14 protein-coding genes are annotated in these 12,535 nt (G+C 59.8%); 9 read left to right on the top strand and 5 right to left on the bottom strand.

Annotation, left to right across the window (positions count from 1 at the left end; genetic code table 11):
• Positions 1-43: 43 nt before the first annotated feature.
• Complete coding sequence (locus K5E40_RS14865; protein ID WP_221731444.1) at positions 44-508, top strand: CopD family protein; 465 nt, start codon at positions 44-46, stop codon at positions 506-508.
• A gap of 79 nt (positions 509-587) precedes the next feature.
• Here the strand turns inward: K5E40_RS14865 and K5E40_RS14870 are convergent, their stop codons facing one another.
• From K5E40_RS14870 to K5E40_RS14885, 4 genes are all read right to left on the bottom strand, one after another.
• Complete coding sequence (locus K5E40_RS14870) at positions 588-1,346, bottom strand: collagen-like protein (protein ID WP_221731445.1); 759 nt, start codon at positions 1,344-1,346, stop codon at positions 588-590.
• Complete coding sequence (locus K5E40_RS14875; RefSeq protein WP_221731446.1) at positions 1,339-1,620, bottom strand: DUF1145 domain-containing protein; 282 nt, start codon at positions 1,618-1,620, stop codon at positions 1,339-1,341. Before K5E40_RS14875 ends, K5E40_RS14870 begins: the two co-directional genes overlap by 8 nt.
• 163 nt (positions 1,621-1,783) lie before the next feature.
• Entirely contained in the window at positions 1,784-2,506 is a 723-nt protein-coding gene (locus tag K5E40_RS14880; protein ID WP_221731447.1) for an OmpA family protein, read from the bottom strand.
• Between the two features lie 89 nt (positions 2,507-2,595).
• Complete coding sequence (locus K5E40_RS14885) at positions 2,596-3,291, bottom strand: OmpA family protein (protein ID WP_221731448.1); 696 nt, start codon at positions 3,289-3,291, stop codon at positions 2,596-2,598.
• 199 nt (positions 3,292-3,490) lie between these two features.
• Between K5E40_RS14885 and K5E40_RS14890 the strand changes: the two genes are divergently transcribed.
• Genes K5E40_RS14890 through K5E40_RS14905 form a run of 4 tightly spaced genes read left to right on the top strand, consistent with a single transcriptional unit; the run spans position 3,491 to position 5,204 of the window.
• Positions 3,491-3,988, top strand: coding sequence for a DUF6231 family protein (locus tag K5E40_RS14890; protein ID WP_221731449.1), 498 nt, complete (start codon positions 3,491-3,493; stop codon positions 3,986-3,988).
• A gap of 2 nt (positions 3,989-3,990) precedes the next feature.
• On the top strand, positions 3,991-4,467 hold the full coding sequence (locus K5E40_RS14895; RefSeq protein WP_221731450.1) for a YchJ family protein: 477 nt from the start codon (positions 3,991-3,993) through the stop codon (positions 4,465-4,467).
• A 42-nt stretch (positions 4,468-4,509) separates the two neighbouring features.
• Positions 4,510-5,004: an LEA type 2 family protein gene (locus tag K5E40_RS14900; RefSeq protein ID WP_221731451.1), complete on the top strand. Its 495-nt coding sequence runs from the start codon at positions 4,510-4,512 to the stop codon at positions 5,002-5,004.
• Positions 5,001-5,204, top strand: coding sequence for an SEC-C metal-binding domain-containing protein (locus K5E40_RS14905; protein ID WP_003198420.1), 204 nt, complete (start codon positions 5,001-5,003; stop codon positions 5,202-5,204). The genes K5E40_RS14900 and K5E40_RS14905 overlap by 4 nt, the downstream gene beginning before the upstream one ends.
• 139 nt (positions 5,205-5,343) lie before the next feature.
• Here K5E40_RS14905 and K5E40_RS14910 read toward each other — a convergent pair whose 3' ends face one another.
• Positions 5,344-5,901 (bottom strand): cysteine hydrolase family protein, encoded by a 558-nt coding sequence (locus K5E40_RS14910; protein ID WP_221731452.1) that lies wholly within the window; start codon positions 5,899-5,901, stop codon positions 5,344-5,346.
• 212 nt (positions 5,902-6,113) lie between these two features.
• On the opposite strand from K5E40_RS14910, the gene K5E40_RS14915 reads away from it, so the two are divergent.
• From K5E40_RS14915 to K5E40_RS14930, 4 genes are all read left to right on the top strand, one after another.
• The gene (locus tag K5E40_RS14915; RefSeq protein ID WP_221731453.1) at positions 6,114-8,564 is read left to right on the top strand and encodes a penicillin acylase family protein; all 2,451 of its coding nucleotides are present in this window, start codon (positions 6,114-6,116) and stop codon (positions 8,562-8,564) included.
• Positions 8,565-8,750: 186 nt separating this feature from the next.
• Positions 8,751-9,785 carry a ligase-associated DNA damage response exonuclease gene (locus K5E40_RS14920; RefSeq protein WP_221731454.1) on the top strand — a complete coding sequence of 345 codons (1,035 nt, stop codon included), beginning with the start codon at positions 8,751-8,753 and terminating at the stop codon, positions 9,783-9,785.
• Positions 9,782-11,470, top strand: a complete 1,689-nt coding sequence (locus K5E40_RS14925) for an ATP-dependent DNA ligase (protein WP_221731455.1) — start codon at positions 9,782-9,784, stop codon at positions 11,468-11,470. Before K5E40_RS14920 ends, K5E40_RS14925 begins: the two co-directional genes overlap by 4 nt.
• A 229-nt stretch (positions 11,471-11,699) precedes the next feature.
• Positions 11,700-12,482 (top strand): transporter substrate-binding domain-containing protein, encoded by a 783-nt coding sequence (locus K5E40_RS14930; RefSeq protein ID WP_221731456.1) that lies wholly within the window; start codon positions 11,700-11,702, stop codon positions 12,480-12,482.
• Positions 12,483-12,535 lie beyond the last annotated feature (53 nt).

Here is a 12,535-nt window from a genome sequence, read left to right on the forward strand (position 1 = left end):
ATCATACCCCGCTAATTAATCCCGCGCAGAACGGAGTGCCCCAATGACACCTTTTAGCCTCGTTTATCCGCTGCATGTCCTGTCCGCTCTGGTGTGGGTCGGCGGTATGTTTTTCGCCTGGATGATCTTGCGTCCTGCGGCTGTGAAGGCTCTGGACGGGCCAAATCGGCTGACGCTGTGGGTGGAAGTGTTTCAAGGTTTTTTCCGCTGGGTCTGGGTCGCGGTGATCGTGTTGCCGATCAGCGGCGTGGGCATGTTGCATCTTCAGCAGGTCGGGTTTGAGACCGCACCGAAATATGTGCAGGTGATGATCGGGTTGTATGTGGTGATGACGGCGCTGTTTATCCGGATTCAGGGCTTGATGCTGCCTGAGTTGCGCAAAGCGGTTGAGGCCAAGGACTGGCCGGCAGGTGCGGCGGTGCTGGGGCGAATTCGCCGGGTGGTGGGGATTAATCTGCTGGTCGGGTTGGTGCTGGTGGCCGTTGCGGCGGCGCGACCGATGTTTTGATCGGTACCCATCATTTGCGCTGGATACTGTTGTGGCGGGGGTGCTTGCGCCCTCGCCACATCACTGCTGGGGTTGATCTTTAGAGGCGCTGAACAGTCACCGAGCCAGCGGCTCCAACAGGCCCAGCCTGGCCATCCGCCCCGGCCTTGCCACTCTTGCCGCCATCGGCGCGATACACCAGACAGCCCTTGGACTTGCCGCCTTTGCCGGCCTTGCCGCCAACGCCCGCTGGCCCACCAGCACCGCCTGCGACGTTGACTTTGATCAGTTCGGTCGGGAATTCACGCGGCACTTGCAGGCGCACCAACCCACCCGGTGCACCCGGCTGACCGTCGCTGCCATCGCTACCGTCGGCACCGTGTCCGGCCTGACCCCAGGTGCAGCCCGGATCTTCACCGTTGCCGCCATCAAGACCGACAAAACCTGGTGTCCCACGGCCGCCACGAGCGTCGACCAACAGTTGCGGCGCATCCAGTGCCTTGAATTGCAGATTCAGATTGCGCCCCGCACGCGCAGCTTTTTCGTAAGTCCCCGGCGCACCGCGTGCAGTGATCTGGCTGCCATCACTCAGTTCAGCGCGAACGACTTTCATGTCCAAAGCCTGTTCACCCGGGACGATAGCGATACGTGCGTCATGACCGAGGCGCAATTCACCCACGCTGAGTTCAGTCACATTCGGTGGAATCAGCAGCGTGCCGTAATCGGCCACTTCTAGTTTGTCCAACTGCAAGGTACTGGCAGTGTTGGGCAGACGCATCAGGGAGTTGGCTTCGACGCTGACCACTTGGGCACAGGCCAAAGGACTGATGAATGCAGCGAGCAGGCAGAGTTTACGCATGGGAAGAAGCCTCCGGAGCGGCCGGGGCCGGGATGGTTTGCAGGTGAAAGATGCCGAACAGCAGGATGCGGCCACGGTCGCGCCAAGGGTGCGGGCGCCCCTTGAGGCTGCGGTTGCACAGCAGCACTTCAAGCACATGGATCAGCAACAGCAGACCGCCGGCCAGATTGACCAGCAGGTGCAACGGATGTACGAACGGCATGAGCTGATTAACCAGCACCACGCAGCAGAACAGCAGGGTCAATAACCGCCCCAGCCCCCAAAACACTTTCATACGCTCCCCCGTATTGCGAATTATTCTTTGCACGCACAGTAACGGCTTCTGCGGGGGATAAGCCAGAGGGTTAAATGAAAAAAACTCGCTTGGCCGCCAAATGGCTGCCGGGTCGACGAAGATCGTCGACCGACAGCTCTAGCTAGCGGACTTCAGCGCCATGCTAACGATTGATGTGCAACTCCACTCGACGGTTTTTCGCGCGACCCTCGTCGGTGGCGTTATCGGCCACAGGCTCGCTCTCGCCACGCCCCTCACTGGTGAGTTTGTTCGGGGCCAGGCCCTGACTCAGCAGGTACGCCGCCACACTGCTGGCGCGTCGTTCCGACAATGCCTGGTTGTAGGCATCCGAACCTTTGCTGTCGGTATGACCGATCACCTTGATGCTCACCACATCAGCATTGCGCAGTTTATCCATCAGCGTATCGAGCTGGGATTTGGCCGCTGGAGTCAGATCGGACTTGTCGAAATCGAACAGTACATCGCCAGCATCGCTCAGGGTGATGACTTCAGTCTGAGGCGCAGGCTCCGGTACTTTTTCAGTCACCGGATATTGCGGCAGTGGGCAACCCCGGTGATCGACCGGCGTATTGGCCGGTGTATCGGGGCAACGGTCGCGGCGATCGAACACGCCATCGCCGTCTTCATCGCCATCCTGGGCATAACAGATCAATCCGCCGGTCAGGATCCCCAGCGCTGCGCCGCCACCGGCCCAGCCACCACTTTCGATGGCGCCTAGACCGCCACCGACCAGCCCGCCAATAAGGCTGCAGATCGGCCAAGTACGTTGATTGAGGGGGGCAGTGCCATCGCTGTGAGTAGCGCAACCGGTAAGCAAGCTGCCCAGCATCAGTACCGGCAAGACGGACCTTGAGAAAACAGTCATTTTGAAAGCTCCTGTGTCACCGGCCCATACCGGTTACACAGGAGTAAAGACCCGCATCCGCGACTGCACAAGCCGAGGATGCGAGAGGTCTAGCGGACGATTTTGATTTCGGTACGGCGGTTTTGCGCGCGGCCGTCAGCGGTTTTGTTGTCGGCGACAGGTTGCATCTCACCCATACCGGACACCGAAACGAAGCTGGCACGCGGCACACCTTGCTGGATCAGGTATTCCACCACCGAGTGCGCACGACGGTCCGACAACTTCTGGTTGTAGGCATCGCTGCCCACGCTGTCGGTGTGACCGGTCACAGTCAGTTGCGCTGTAGAGGACTCCTGCTTCAGACGTGTGGCGACCTTGTCGAGCACTTGTTTATCAGAGCCCGTGAGCGTGGCTTTGTCGAACTGGAAGTGAACATCGCGAATGACGATGGTTTCCTCCTTGACCACTACAGCTTCTTCGACCATAGGCATCGGTGCAGGTGGAGGGCAGCCGTCAGCATCGACCTGTACGCCTTTAGGCGTGCCCGGGCACTTGTCGCGACTGTCCGGCACACCATCGCCGTCCTCATCGCCATCACCATGAACCCAGCAATAGGCCGCCGCCATGCCTCCGACGATCAGTGCACCACCTCCCGCCCACGAGGAACTCTCGGTGGCACCAAGACCGGCACCGACGACGCCACCGACCGCCGCACAGGTCGGCCAGTCGGTTTTCTGCAAACCTGCACAACCAGTCAACACACTGGTTAACAGAATCAAGGGTAACGCTGTCCGAACTATGCTCATCTGGTTTTCTCCTGAGGGATCGGCTTAGAACCGATTCAGGGAGTAAAGACCGGAGTTTTAATCTCCGCCAGCAATAGGCCATGGCTGTTTGCGACCGAGTTCACAGGACTTTGGCGCATTGGCCGCAAACCGGCGGCACACCACGCTTTGCCGCCGCCGTCAGGCAGGCTAGTCTTGGCGGTCTGATTGAGGAGCCTCGATGAACGTCGCCATTTCTTCCCGCACGCCGCAGCAGGCGTTGGCCGCTTTGCTGGATCGCTACGCCCCGACGCGCTTGCTGCTGATCGGCGCCAGCGAGTTTCCGGCGCTGGCCGCTTTCAAACAAGCGCACCCGGACTGCTGCGTCGCCCACGCCGAACCCGGCACCTTGCCTGCCGAACTGGCGGCACAGCGCTTCGACCTGGCACTGGTGGTCGATTGCCTGGAACATTTGCCCAAGCGTGACGGCCTGAATCTTCTGGGCGGGATTCGCAACCTCAACGCCAGCCGCATCGCGGTACTGGCGGATCTGTCGGCCAGTGGCTGGCAGGAGACTGATTTCTATTCACTGGCACTGCAAGCCAGTGAGCGCTTCCAGCGTGACAATCAAGTGTTGACCCTGTTCACCTACGACCTGCTTGACTACAAACAAGTCCCCGATTGGCTTAATTCTCGGTTCTGGGCCAATCCGGAAAACTTCGGGAAATACTGGTGGTAACAATGAGTACAGCTATTTGCCCTTGCGGCAGCGGCAATCTACTGGATGCCTGCTGCGGTCACTATCACGCCGGCCTCCCGGCGCCGTGCGCCGAAGCCTTGATGCGCTCGCGTTACAGCGCCTATGTGCTGGGGCTGATCGACTATCTGGTGGCGACCACCCTGCCCGCCCAGCAATCGGGCCTTAATCGTCAGTCGATCAGCACCTGGAGCGCACAAAGCACCTGGCTGGGTCTCGACGTCGAAAACTCGGAAGTCTTCGGCGGCCAGCCGGAACATGCCTTCGTCACCTTCACCGCACGCTGGCACGACAGCCAGGGCGAACACAGTCACCGCGAGCGCTCCTCGTTTGTGCAGAACGCCGGGCGCTGGTACTTCATCGACCCGACCGTGCAATTGAAGCTGGGCCGTAATGACAGTTGCCCATGCGCCAGCGGGCAAAAGTTTAAAAAGTGCTGCGCGGGGTATTTCGGCGCGTAAATCCGCCGGCGGCTAGACTGAGGTGAAAGGGAGTTTTACGCGATGCTCAGTCAATGGCGCACATTTCAGGCTTTTTCTCTGATGCTGATCCTGAACCTGGGCGGTTGCGCCTCGTGGTTCAGTGATGTCAGCGTCGACCCCGCCGTGCATCTGGTCAAAGTCGAAGTGGTGCGCGCCAAGTTGCTTGAGCAGAAATTCATCCTGCACTTTCGCATCGACAACCCCAACAGCAGTGACTTGACCGTGCGCGGCCTGGAATACCGCATCCATTTGGCTGACATGCTGCTGACCGAGGGTGCGTATGAACGCTGGATCACTGTCGGGCCCAAACGCAGCGCTTTCTACAAAGTGCCGATTCGCACCAACTTGTGGCCACAAGTCAAAGAGGTGGTGAAAATGCTGAAAAGGCCGAACCAGCAGATTCCTTATCGATTGCAGGGCGACATGGAAACCGGCTTATTCATCGCCCACTACGTGCACCTTGAGCGTAATGGCGTGATAATCCCCGCCGATTTAATTCCGGAGCAACACCGATGACTCAGCAACCTCATGTCCATGGCCCTGACTGCAACCACGACCATGACCATCACCACGATCACGACCATGGCCATGTCCACGGCCCGAACTGCGGCCACGCCCACCAGGAACCGGTGCGCAACGCCCTGAAAGACGTCGGCCGCAACGACCCTTGCCCATGCGGCAACGGCAAGAAATTCAAGAAGTGCCACGGCGCTTGATGCCTCAGGTGCAGATCTTCTTTGCCTGAAAGTCGCCATCGCGAGCAGGCTCACGCCTACAGGTTAATCAACGTCAGTCGCCATTTTTGTTTGCATCGCGATCCTTGTGGGAGCGGGCTTGCCAGCTCCCACAGGTCTCTCAGGCGATGGCCAGAATCCGGCCTGAGCTGACCACCGTCGCATACTCCCCATCCAGATTCCCCAGCGACATCCCGTGTACCTCCTGGGCTGAACGCGGCGTACCGAAATAATCGACCTTGTCGAAGGTGAAACACGCATCCTCCGCGACCCACGCCTCGAACCCCAGATTGCCCGCCGAGCGCGCAGTCGATTCCACCGAATTGTTGGTCGCCACACCCACGATGATCAATTGTCCGATCCGCGCTTCACGCAACCGCGCCTCAAGCCCCGTGCCACAAAATGCATCCGGGACCTGTTTCTGAATCAGCCACTCGCCATCCTGCGGCACAAACCTTGCCTGAAACTCCACTCCGGACTGCTCGGGCCAGAACACTGATTCCGGCGAGCGCGACAAGTGCTGCACATGAATCACCGGTCGCCCACTGCTACGCCAAATGCCCAACAAATCAAGGATTCGCGCTTCAGCGTCAGGATTATTGCGCCGCCCCAAGCGCGGATGCAGGATGCCTTTTTGCTGGTCGATGATGATCAGTGCGGCGTTGGCCTGAAGTTCCATGGCGATTTTTCTCACGCGGTTCATTGAATAATGCGCACTTGAGCATCCCCCCCTTCCTCAAAGCAAGCTATTGAACGCCCACGGGATGACCTGATGCCGGGGTTTGCCGTCCGCCATAAATCTCGAAATAACCCCCGCCCCCGCTTGCGCGGCATCCTCCTGCTCACTAACGTAGCGCCTTTACTGACGCTACCCCCCGCAGGAGCTTTGCCATGGCCTCGCCAGCCCTTACACATTTTCTTCCCCGGTTCGGCGTTGCCGCAACAGTGGCCAGTGTTTTGGGCCTGTCCGGTTGCCAGACCTGGAACGCTCAGGACAGCCTCCCGCCCACCTCCGGCGTGCAACCGCTCAAGGGTCTGGCGCAGAACGTTTCGGTGCGGCGCAATGCCATGGGCATGCCGTTGATCGAAAGCAACAGTTTCCACGACGCGCTGTTCAGCCTCGGCTATGTGCATGCCAGCGATCGCATCAACCAAATGGTCACGCTGCGTCTGTTGGCTCAGGGCCGTCTGGCGGAAATGTCCGGCGCCTCGATGCTGGATGCCGACCGCTACATGCGCGCCGTCAACCTGAAGAAAAGTGCCGGCGAGTTGTATAAAGCCTCGTCGCCACGGCTCAAGCGCTTCTTCGAAGTCTATGCCCGGGGCGTCAACGCCTACCTGTTCCGCTACGCCGACAAATTGCCGGGGGATCTCGCCTCCAGCGGTTACAAGCCTGAATACTGGAAACCGGAAGATTCGGCGCTGATTTTTGCGCTGCTGAATTTCAGCCAGTCGGCCAACCTGCCGCAAGAGATCTCGTCGCTGGTCCTGGCGCAAACCGTGACCAGCGACAAACTTGCCTGGCTGACCCCCTCCGCACCGGACGAGAACCTGCCGCTGGCTGAAGCCGACAAGCTCAAAGGGCTCAAGCTCAACGGGCAAATACCGGGACTGACCGAACTGAGTAACACCAGTCAGCAGCTATCGGCACTGAACCTGCTCGGCGCCACCTCTTCGAACAACTGGGCAATGGCCCCGCAACGCAGCCGCAGCGGCAAAAGCCTGCTGGCCAGCGACAGCCATGGGCCGCTGGCTGCGCCGTCGCTGTGGACCTTTGTACAAATCCGCGCGCCGAAATATCAGGCCGCAGGCGTCACCGTCGCCGGTTTGCCGATGGTCCTCGGTGGCTTCAACGGCAAAGTGGCGTGGAGCCTGAGCAGCGTGCTCGGCGACAACCAAGACCTGTTTCTGGAAAAGATCCGTCGTCAGGGCAGTAGCCTGACCTACGAGGTCAACGGCAAATGGCAGCCGCTGGGCGTGCGCAACGAAACCTACTTCGTCAAAGGCCAGCGGCCGATTCGCGAAGCGGTGTACGAAACCCGTCACGGCGCCTTGCTCAATAGCGCCCAGGCGGCGGCACAAGGCAACGGTTTTGGCCTGGCCTTGCAGACGCCGAGTTTTACCGACGACAAATCCCTGGACGCGTTTTTTGACCTGAGCCGTGCGCAAAATGTTGAGCGCGCCTCGGACGCGAGCCGGGAAATCCGCGCGATCGCGCTGAATCTGGTGTTCGCCGACGCCAGCAACATCGGCTGGCAAGTCACCGGGCGTTTCCCCAACCGTCGTGAAGGCGAAGGCCTGCTGCCATCGCCGGGCTGGGAAGGCCGTTACGATTGGGACGGTTACGCCGACCCCATGCTACATCCCTACGATCAGGATCCGGCGCAGGGCTGGCTTGGCACCGCCAACCAACGTGTCATCCCCCACGGTTACGGCATGCAGTTGTCCAACTCCTGGGCCGCGCCGGAGCGTGGCGAACGCTTGGCCGAACTGGCCGGCAGCGGCAAACACGACAGTCGCAGCGTGATTGCGATGCAATACGACCAGACCACCACGTTCGCCGCCAAACTGAAAAAGGTGTTCGAAGCACCGGGTATGAAACAACCGCTGAAACAAGCCATCGACGCCTTGCCGCCAATCGAACGCGGCAAGGCCCGTGAAGCCTTTAGCCGGCTGATGGCGTTCGACGGCAAGCTCAGCCCGACGTCCGCCGACGCGGCGATCTACGAACTGTTCCTGCAAGAAAGCATGAAACAGATCTTCCTCGACGAACTCGGTCCCGAGTCCAGCCCGGCGTGGAAAGCGTTTATTGCCAATGGCAACTTATCCTACGCAGCCCAAGCGGATCATCTGCTGGGACGCGAGGACAGTCCGTTCTGGGATGACATCCGCACGGCGCAGAAAGAGGATAAAGCGGTGATTCTCGCCCGCAGCCTGGCCGCAGCGATTACCGCCGGCGACAGTCAGTTGGGTGGCGATCACAAGGCTTGGCAGTGGGGCAAATTGCACAGCTACGCGTGGAAGAATGCCAATGGCCAGACCGTTCGTGGGCCGCTGGCGGCGGGCGGCGATCACACGACGTTGAACACGGCGGCGTTTACCTGGGGTCAGGACTTCAGCACCACCCGTGCGCCGTCGATGCGGTTTATCGTCGACTTCGGCCAGGCCGAACCGCTGATGGGGCAAAACGGTACGGGCCAGTCGGGCAATCCGGTCAGCCCGAGTTACCTCAACGGGATTGATGCATGGCTCAAGGGCCAGTACATCGGTTTGCCGATGCAACCGCAGAACTTTGAGCGGGTTTACGGCAAGACGCGCTTGACCCTCACGCCCGGCAAATAAAACGCCGTCCCCTGTGGGAGTGGGCTTGCTCGCGAAAGCACTGTGTCAGTACGAAATATCTCGACTGACACGACACCCTCGCGAGCAAGCCCACAATGGCTTTGTGCACCACGCACTAAAAAATCCATAGAACTTCTGACCACGCCCAAACCTCATAGCTAACAAGCCCTCCATTCTGGTAACGACATGGATCTTGTTATTGCCCGCCCTGAAGGTTTGTACTGCCCCGCCGGGGATTTTTACATCGACCCGTGGCGGCCGGTCGAACGCTCGGTGATCACCCATGCCCATGGCGATCACGCTCGCACCGGCAACCAGCATTACCTGGCCAGCAGCGCCAGCGAAGGCATCCTGCGCGCCCGCCTCGGCCAGGACATCCACCTGCAAACCCTCGAATACGGTCAGCGTCTGACCCACCACGGCGTCACCCTGAGCTTTCATCCTGCCGGCCACGTACTCGGCTCGGCTCAAATACGCCTGGAATACGGCGGCGAAGTCTGGGTCGCGTCGGGCGATTACAAGATCGAGCCGGACGGCACCTGCCAGCCGTTCGAACCGGTGCGCTGCCACACGTTCATCACCGAATCGACCTTCGGCCTGCCGATCTACCGCTGGCAACCGCAGGCGCAGGTGTTCAGCGAGATCAATCAATGGTGGTCGGCCAACATCGCCGCCGGCAAAGCCAGCGTGTTGTTTTGTTACTCATTCGGCAAAGCCCAACGGATTCTCCATGGCATCGATGAAACACTCGGCCCGATCCTCAGCCACGGCGCTGTGGAGCCACTGAACCGGGTTTACCGCGACGCTGGCGTGTACCTGCCGCCGACGATCTATGCCGGTGACCTGAAAAAGAACGACCCGATCATGCGTCAGGCCTTGGTCATTGCTCCGCCCTCGGCCGGTGGCAGCAGTTGGATGCGGCGTTTCGGTGAATTCAGCGACGGTTTCGCCAGCGGCTGGATGCGTCTGCGCGGCACCCGCCGACGGCGCGGGGTCGATCGCGGTTTCGTGCTGTCCGATCACGCCGACTGGCCCGGCCTGCTCTGGGCGATCAATCAGACCGGCGCCGAACGGGTGATGGTTACCCACGGCTCGATTGGCGTCCTGGTGCGCCATCTGCGTGAACAAGGTCTGGATGCTCAAGGCTTCAACACCGAATACGGCGATGACGAAGAAGAAAACATCACCGCCGAACCGACCATTGCCGAGACGTCTGCATGAAAGCCTTCGCCGAGTTGTACGCCCAACTCGACGCAACCACGTCGAGCAACGCCAAACTGGCGGCGATGCAAGCCTACTTCGCCCAGGCAACACCGCAAGATGCGGCGTGGGCGGTGTACTTTCTGTCCGGCGGACGCCCTCGGCAACTGGTCCCGGTGCGCATTCTGCGTGAACGCGCGGTCGGGGTGTCCGGCCTGGAACCCTGGCTGTTCGAGGAAAGCTATCAATCGGTAGGCGATCTGGCGGAAACCATTTCGCTGGTGCTTCCGGAAAATCCACACAGCTCCGATGCCGGACTCGCTGAATGGATCGAGGACAAATTGCTGCCGCTGCGCGGTGAAACCCCGGACTACCTGACCCGGCAACTGCCGGCGCTGTGGGGGCAACTGGATCGACCGAGCCTGATGTTGTGCATCAAGTTGATCACCGGCAGTTTGCGCGTCGGCGTGTCGAAATTATTGGTGACACGGGCGTTGGCCTCAATGGCCGGCCTGGACAGCAAGCGCATAGCGCAACGACTGGTCGGTTACACCGACCAGTCCAACCGACCGAACGCCGCCAGCTATCTGAAATTGATCGCGCCAGAATCTGCCGATGAACATGCTCAGCGCGGCGGTCAGCCGTACCCGTTTTTCCTTGCTCATGCTTTGTCGCAACCGGTTGAAGCGTTTGAGGGGCAGATCGGGCCTGCCAGTCATTGGCAAGTGGAATGGAAGTGGGACGGCATTCGTGCGCAAGTGATCAAGCGTGACAGCCGCTTGTGGGTCTGGTCGCGGGGCGAAGAGTTGGTGACTGAGCGCTTCCCCGAACTTGATGCGCTGGTACACGGCCTGCCCGATGGCACGGTGATCGATGGCGAAATCGTGGTGTGGAAAAGCCCCCATCCGAGCACTGAAGACGCCTTCGATCCGCAATCGCCAGAGCCGCCAGCGGTGCAACCGTTCGCCCTGCTGCAACAGCGGATTGGCCGCAAAACCCTTGACCGGAAAATTCTCCAAGAGGTGCCGGTGGTGGTGCTTGCCTACGACCTTTTGGAATGGCAGGGCGAAGACTGGCGCAACCAGCCGCAAGCCAAGCGCCGCGCCCAATTGGAAGAGGTCATTGCGCGCTGCAACAGCCCGGTGTTGCTGGCCTCGCCGGTGTTGACCGGCACCGATTGGTCTGACCTCGCCCGCCAGCGCGAAGCCTCCCGCCGATTAGGCGTCGAGGGCATGATGCTCAAGGCACGCGACGGCTTGTATGGCGTCGGCCGCACCAAGGAGATGGGCGTTTGGTGGAAGTGGAAGGTCGATCCGTTCAGTGTCGATGCGGTGTTGATCTATGCGCAGCGCGGTCATGGGCGGCGCGCCAGCCTCTACAGCGATTACACCTTTGCCGTGTGGGACGGGCCGCCGGAGTCGAGTCAACGGGCGTTAGTGCCGTTCGCCAAGGCCTATTCCGGGCTGACCGACGCAGAAATGCGCGAAGTCGACAGCATCGTACGCAAGACCACCGTGGAGAAATTCGGCCCGGTCAGCAGCGTCAAACCGAGTCTGGTATTTGAACTGGGTTTCGAAGGGATCGCCCTGTCACGCCGGCATAAAAGCGGGATTGCGGTGCGGTTCCCAAGGATGCTGCGCTGGCGCCAGGACAAAACCGTAGAAGAAGCGGACAGTCTGGCAACGCTGCAAGACTTGCTAGCCTGACTGGATCAGTACCACGCCGCGCGTAAACGCCATTTGAACTGATTTGGTGCAAGGTATTCACGGTGCCCGTTTCTGTGCACCAATCACTCTCTCCTCTCCCTTCCCCAACCTTTTAAAACACTTGTTCGGGACTGTGGTTCGGAAATTGCTACTTTTAATGGGTCGTACGCGTTCCAGTAACAATAATTCTGCGCCACAAGCGCTCATATTGGTTCTTAGGGATTGAATAATGAAAAAAGCATTGCTGACCCTTTCTGCACTGGCGTTGTGCATGGCCGCCGGCTCCGCGCTGGCCAAGGAATACAAAGAGTTGCGCTTTGGCGTTGACCCTTCGTACGCACCGTTTGAGTCGAAAGCGGCCGACGGCAGCCTGGTGGGCTTCGACATCGACCTGGGCAACGCGATCTGCGCCGAACTGAAGGTCAAGTGCAAGTGGGTCGAAAGTGACTTCGACGGCATGATTCCGGGCCTCAAGGCCAATAAATTCGACGGTGTGATCTCGTCGATGACCGTGACCCCGGCCCGTGAAAAAGTCATCGACTTCTCCAGCGAACTGTTCTCCGGTCCGACCGCTTATGTGTTCAAGAAAGGTTCTGGCGTCACAGCAGACGTTGCGTCCCTGAAGGGCAAAACCGTGGGCTACGAGCAAGGCACCATTCAGGAAGCCTATGCCAAAGCCGTTCTGGACAAGGCAGGCGTGAAAACCCAGGCCTATCAGAACCAGGATCAGGTGTATTCCGACCTGACGTCCGGCCGTCTCGACGCCGGCATCCAGGACATGCTGCAAGCCGAACTGGGCTTTTTGAAGTCGCCACAGGGCGCCGATTATGACGTCAGCAAGCCAGTGGACAGCGAATTGCTGCCAGCCAAAACCGCTGTCGGTATTAAGAAAGGTAACACTGCGCTGAAGGCACTTTTGGATAAAGGTATCAAAGCGTTACACGATGATGGCACCTACGCCACCATCCAGAAGAAACACTTTGGCGATCTGAATCTGTACAGCGGCAAATAACACCCCGGCGCCCATCACTCGATGGGCGCCTTTTCCACCCGCTCAGGTTGCTG

It is taken from the genome of Pseudomonas baetica, assembly GCF_019733355.1.
Classification (GTDB): Bacteria; Pseudomonadota; Gammaproteobacteria; order Pseudomonadales; family Pseudomonadaceae; genus Aquipseudomonas; species Aquipseudomonas baetica_A.